The following is a 6,000-nucleotide window of genomic DNA, read 5'->3' as shown; positions in this document are numbered from 1 at the left end:
AAAGACATAATTAATTAAAATTATAATTTGCTATTAGTATCTTTTTAAAAATATTTACAATTATTTTAGTAGGTTATGCAAGAAGTCTATTAAAGCAATTAAATAATCCCTATATTAAAATTGATAATATTGTAAAAGAGATTACTGTTGGTGTTACAAATAATGCTTCTACAATTGAAGGAACAGTTTTTGTAAAACAGTCACCTATTAATGGAACTTTGCGTGGGAATAATAATAAAGTATATCAAGATAAATTGTTAACTTTACCAAAAATTGATATTACAGTACGTTTTTCTTATTATGGTACTAGCAGTAACACCTATAATTTATCTTATCAATATGATGTTGCGTCTAAAGTAGTTAAAGATTGACGTGGTGTTGATAAAAATAATCTCAGTGTTTTACAAAGTGATTTTAACTTTTTTGAAAATTATACAACCCTTGATAAAATAACAAGTTTAGAAAATGATTATCGTGAAGAAATAATTGGTGTTGTTAATATATGAGAAAATAATAATCCAATGGGAGCAGGAAATAAAGATAATAATTATCCCGTTGAATTTTCAAATCGGAATTCGTTTGCAATTAAGTTAAATCAAGTTAATGTTGGACGGAATAATAACAATAATTTACGAGTTGGAACCTATAATACTAGTGTGACAGCAACAAAAGGATCACTAAATTATCAAGGAACATTCACAACTAATTCAATTTATGTAAAAGCAGCGCCAATTGAACATCTTACAGTACCATCATTGTTTGCAGATAGTTCATGGACACAGCAACAAGCTTATCGGCAAATTAAAACTAGTATTTTAAGTCAAGTTGCAAGATATGGTTTAAATTTAACAGATAGTGATTTTAGAATTAGTGGAATTTCAGAAAATAATGTTGAAAAATTACCAACTGGGAATAAAGCAATTACCATTACTGCTGTGGGAAATGATAATGTTGTTAGTGGAACAGCAGTTGTTGATTTAATTGTAAATTCAGTTAATATTAGAAAATATAATAGTGCACTTAAACTAGGCTTTCAAAAAGTAAATGATTCAATTGGTGAAACAATAAACAGTATTTTTGCACAATTACAACAAGTAGTTAATAAAGATGGATATAACATTGTAAATTTCCGTGAATATTTTAATGTTGTTATTTTGACTGAAGATAATCGTGAATTAGATGCTAATGATGTCTTTTTAGAAGAAGGTAATTATTGATATTATATTAAAGTAACAAGTTTTGGAGCAAAATATTTTGAGGGAAAAATATCAAATATTTTGATTGTTAAAAAATAGGAAAAAAATAATTTAATTGCCTAAATTTAGGGAAAATGTTAAAATGTTTACACAAATTAAAATAGGGTTAAATACCAAAGGGGGAACAGAATGTTTAAAAATAAGCCAACATATGGAAGTAAATTTCCAGATTTAGAGTTGCTTGATACTGAAGAAGAACGCCGAAAATATGAGGAGGAAGTTAAAGAATTATCTAAACAGGAGCAGAAACGTTTTAGTTATTTGTCACCAACTCAGCACAATGATTTTTCACAACGACGAATGTTTTGGGATAGTCCACTTGAATGAGTGGGACGAAGTTTTATTATTTTTGGACAGTTACTAGCAATTGTTTTAGCTTATTTTATTGGTCAAAAGGCAATTTTAGTTGCTTTAAGTAATTATCTTGATCCAAATATTAAAGTTTTTGCTGAGATTTATGTTAAAGACCTTTTAAGTTATGGGTTTTTATTTTTTAGTTTATTATTTAGTTTATTATATTTTATTCCGATGACAATGGTCCGAACTGCGGGTGCTATTTATGGATGAGGTATTGCTTATATTATGTTAGCAATTTTATATTTTTTATTTGTTGAAATTTTATGTGCAATTTTATTGATTCTAGGAAGTATTAAAGGAAATCCCACTGAACCAATTAATATTTGATTATTAGTTTTTATTGTTTTGGTTCTAATAATTACTTCTATTTGAATTGTTGGAGCATGCCTCTTAATTGTTAAATCAGATGATGTTAAACGAAGAATTAATTTAGAAGTTTAGGGGAAAAAAGAAAATGATGACACTTACAGAAAGATTAGAAGAATTAACCAAACAATTACAACAAAATGTTTATGAAAAAGAAGAAATTTTTAATTTAGCAATGTTAGCGATGCTAAGTGGTGAATCAATTTTTCTTTTAGGAAAACCCGGAATTGCTAAATCGTTAGTTTCACGTCGTTTAAAGCATGCTTTTAAAAATGGTACTATTTTTGAATATTTAATGAATCGTTTTTCAACACCAGAAGAAATTTTTGGACCAATTTCAATTGAAGATTTACAAAAAGGAGTGTATAAGCGCTTAATTGATAAATATTTACCAACGGCTGAAATTGTTTTTTTAGATGAAATTTGAAAAGCGGGACCATCAATTCAAAATACTTTATTAACAATTATTAATGAAAAGATTTTTCGTAATGCTGGAGTAGATATAAAAGTGCCAATGAAATTATTAATTTCAGCGTCAAATGAGTTGCCAGCAGAAGGACAAGGTCTTGAAGCGTTATATGACCGTTTTATTATTCGTTATATTGCACAAGGGTTAAAAGACGAAGAAAACTTTAATGATATGATTGCTGGAGTAACTGAATTAGATGTAAAAGTTGATGAAGCTTTACAAATTACACATGAAGAATATGATACATGACGAAAAGAAATTAATAAGATTAAAATAACACCAGTAACCTTTGATTTTATTTCTCGATTTCGAAAAGCAATGTATATTGCGACTGAAGGTGAATATTATATTTCAGATCGTCGTTGAAAGAAGATTGCTCATTTAATGAAAGCTTCAGCATTTTATAATGGTCGTGATACAGTTGATAAAGCTGATTGGTTAGTCATTCCATATTGTATTTGAGATGATGAACAACAAGAAGAAACATATAATGCTATTTTTAATGAATTTTATTTAGATGCTTTAACGTATGATGTTCGTGAAAAAAAGAATCATTTAAGCAAAGAATTAGAAGAATTATCAGCTCAGTATGAAGATATTCAAGAAGTTAATAGTCGCAAAAGTGAATATTTGGATGTTTTTGATGGAAAATTACAAGGAACATTTCACCGAATTTTTTGAAAAAATCAACAGTATCCAATTTGTTTTATTCGTGTTGAAGATTTTATTGATGCTCGTCATAATAAGACACAACCCACATTAATTGAATTATATTATGGTGAAGATTTAGATAATATGGCAGATGTTTTGCAAACAGAGATTAGTTATGTTAATGATAGTACTTTTAAAATTATTAAAACAAATGAAGAAATTAAAATTGAAATTAAGAATTCAAAAGTGGATAATAATTCAAAACTTGAAAAAAGAATTTTAGCTGTTGAACGAGAAATTGATAGTTTAACAACTGCTTTTCCGGATGAAAAAGAACGATTATTATCTTTAAATTTCCTCTTTTTTAAAGAACGTTTTATGTTGGCAGTTAATAATGCCTTTAGTGATAATAAAATAAATTTTAATGAAAATTGGTTAGAATTAGAACAATTTTCAAATTCAGAGCAAAAAAATAAATAATAGTAATTTTGAACAATTAACAAAAAATTAAATGAGTAAAACAAGGGAGGATTTAATGTGAATCCATATTTAGAGCAAAAAGCGGGAGTTCAACTAGCTAGTAAGTTAACAGCATTAAAAAATACGGATTTAGTTAATCCAAGGTTTGCTCTGATGAAAACAACGAATCGGTGATTAAGTGAAATGTTTGACCAAGCTGTTAATAATTTTTATGATCATCAAATTGAAAATGAAATTATGAAAATTAAGTTAGATTCAAATATCGAAAAAGAAATTTATTTATTTCATTGGATTAAAGTTAATGGTTATGATGGTTTAAAAAAGAATTATGCTTCAACACAAGATTTTTTATTTAAAGTTAATTCACCATTTTATGATCGGCTAAATTATTATCGTTATGAATTTAATAAAAAACAAAACAATAATCCAAATATGTTATTTCGTGATTTTATTGGAATTTGAGAATCTATTTTAATTAAAAGAATTAATGATTATCGTTTTGCAAAAATTGAAGAATTAAGAACAAAGTTTATGCAAGATTTATATAATAAAGTGGAAATTTATAATAAAGCTAATAGTTTATTAAAAACAGTATGAAACTTTTTTGGCAAAATATGAAATCCAGTAGAATTAAAAAAAGGTGTTAATATGTCAGTCATTGATAAATTTGCAAAATTTTTGGAAACTAATCCAGCAATTATGGAAATTGCAACATTATTAGGGCGTTTTCAAGGTGAAAGTAATTTAATTGAACAACGAATTTTAGAAGAAATTGTAATGGATTATGAATGAAAACCAATTGGTTCTTCACCAGAAGAAATTATTGGAGCAACTGAATCTAAAGATTTAGAACATATGTTTCCCGCCGAATTAGTTTTATTAAAAGATCCAGTTTTAAAATATATTTTTTATAAAAAATATATTGAGGGCAAATTAACAACATTTGAATTTTTATCACAAGATAAAGTTCCCAAAAAACAAATTAAATTACGAACAATTGAAACATATGTTCCTGAAGAAAAAGGGCCAATCATTTTATCAATTGATACCTCTTCTTCAATGCGAGGTAGTTCCGAACAAATTGAGAAAGCTCTTGCTTTAGCAATTGCAAAAATTGCTTTAGCAGAGCATCGCCCTTGCTACATGATTAATTTTTCTAAAAGTTTAGATGTTTATAATTTATCTTCTTTAAAAGATTCACTACCAAAATTAATTGAATTTTTGTCAAAAAGTTTTGCTGGGGATACAGATGTTGAGCCAGCATTAGAACATACTTTAACAGTAATGGATAGTAATGAATATTTTAATGCTGATTTGTTATTAATTAGTGATTTTTTAACTTCTGATTTATCACCTGATTTAATAACAAAGATAAATTTATTAAAACAGCGTCGGAATCGCTTTCATGCTATTGTTATTGGGACAATGGGTGCAGAAAATGTAGAAACAATTTTTAATAATGCTTGAATTTATGACCCACGTGACCCATTTGCTTCAGAACGAATAATTGCTTCGTTAACAGGGCAAATTGTAAAGAAATATGATAAAGTTCCTAATGCAAAAGCAATTTTAGGACAAATGAGAACTGCAAAGGAGATTAGCAAAAATGTTAAGTAACAATACTTTTAATTATTTGTTAGAAAACCAAAAAAAATTAGATAAGCATATTTTAACAAAATTTAACTTAAATGATAATGAAACATTTGAGAAACGAATTTTGGCTTTTTTAGTTGAGTTAGCAGAATTTATTAATGAACAACGTGATTTTAAATATTGAAGTGTCAAACCGGCTTCAGCAAAAGATATTTTATTAGAAGAATATATTGATGGAATTCATTTTTTAATTAGTATTGGTAATAGTTTAACCGTTGACTTTAAAACATATCAATACCATAATGAATGTTGTCAGGAAAATATTAATTTGACAAAACTTTATTTAGATTGTTTTGCAGTTGCATCAGAACTAATTAAAAATCAAACATCAGAAGTTTATTTTAAAGTTTTAAATCAGTATTTAATAATTGCTGAACAGTTAAAATTTACTGAAGATGATTTACTTACCGCTTATAATAAAAAAAATAAAATTAATTTTACTCGCCAAGAAAATAATTATTAAAAAAATTTTTTATAAAAATTATAAAACATTTTTTTAATCAGTATCAAGACTACTTTTCCGATTTTCTTTAAATTCTTCTAATGTTTTAATAAAAATTGCTGCTGTTGGACACACCATTTGTGCTTCCACTAACTCCTTATCATTATCAATGGTATTTGCAAAACCATCATCATCCATAAAAAATGTTTCAGTTTCATCAATCATAATACAGCTACCACAAGAAATACATAAGTCAGTATTTACATATGTTCTTTTTTTTGATATATCACGATTTGCCATATTTATCACTCCATTATTTATTTACT

Annotated in this window: 6 protein-coding genes; 5 read left to right on the top strand and 1 reads right to left on the bottom strand. The window is 26.6% G+C overall.

Annotated features, from left to right (window positions below; genetic code table 4):
- The first annotated feature begins 218 nt into the window (after positions 1-218).
- From BST80_RS00125 to BST80_RS00105, 5 genes are all read left to right on the top strand, one after another.
- Complete coding sequence (locus BST80_RS00125) at positions 219-1,295, top strand: hypothetical protein (protein ID WP_415745412.1); 1,077 nt, start codon at positions 219-221, stop codon at positions 1,293-1,295.
- Positions 1,296-1,385: 90 nt separating this feature from the next.
- Positions 1,386-2,054: a hypothetical protein gene (locus tag BST80_RS00120; RefSeq protein ID WP_415745411.1), complete on the top strand. Its 669-nt coding sequence runs from the start codon at positions 1,386-1,388 to the stop codon at positions 2,052-2,054.
- A gap of 13 nt (positions 2,055-2,067) precedes the next feature.
- Positions 2,068-3,579: an AAA family ATPase gene (locus tag BST80_RS00115; RefSeq protein WP_415745410.1), complete on the top strand. Its 1,512-nt coding sequence runs from the start codon at positions 2,068-2,070 to the stop codon at positions 3,577-3,579.
- A gap of 57 nt (positions 3,580-3,636) precedes the next feature.
- The gene (locus BST80_RS00110; protein ID WP_415745409.1) at positions 3,637-5,196 is read left to right on the top strand and encodes a two-component regulator system yiem receptor component protein; all 1,560 of its coding nucleotides are present in this window, start codon (positions 3,637-3,639) and stop codon (positions 5,194-5,196) included.
- Positions 5,186-5,695 carry a dUTP diphosphatase gene (locus BST80_RS00105; RefSeq protein ID WP_415745408.1) on the top strand — a complete coding sequence of 170 codons (510 nt, stop codon included), beginning with the start codon at positions 5,186-5,188 and terminating at the stop codon, positions 5,693-5,695. The genes BST80_RS00110 and BST80_RS00105 overlap by 11 nt, the downstream gene beginning before the upstream one ends.
- Positions 5,696-5,728: 33 nt before the next feature.
- On the opposite strand, the gene BST80_RS00100 is transcribed toward BST80_RS00105, so the two are convergent.
- Positions 5,729-5,974 (bottom strand): ferredoxin, encoded by a 246-nt coding sequence (locus BST80_RS00100; protein ID WP_348736413.1) that lies wholly within the window; start codon positions 5,972-5,974, stop codon positions 5,729-5,731.
- Positions 5,975-6,000: the final 26 nt, after the last annotated feature.

The sequence above is a fragment of the Spiroplasma sp. Moj genome (assembly GCF_016082285.1).
GTDB classification, from domain to species: domain Bacteria; phylum Bacillota_I; class Bacilli_A; order Mycoplasmatales; family Mycoplasmataceae; genus Spiroplasma; species Spiroplasma phoeniceum.
This window is presented reverse-complemented; position numbering and strand designations above follow the sequence as displayed.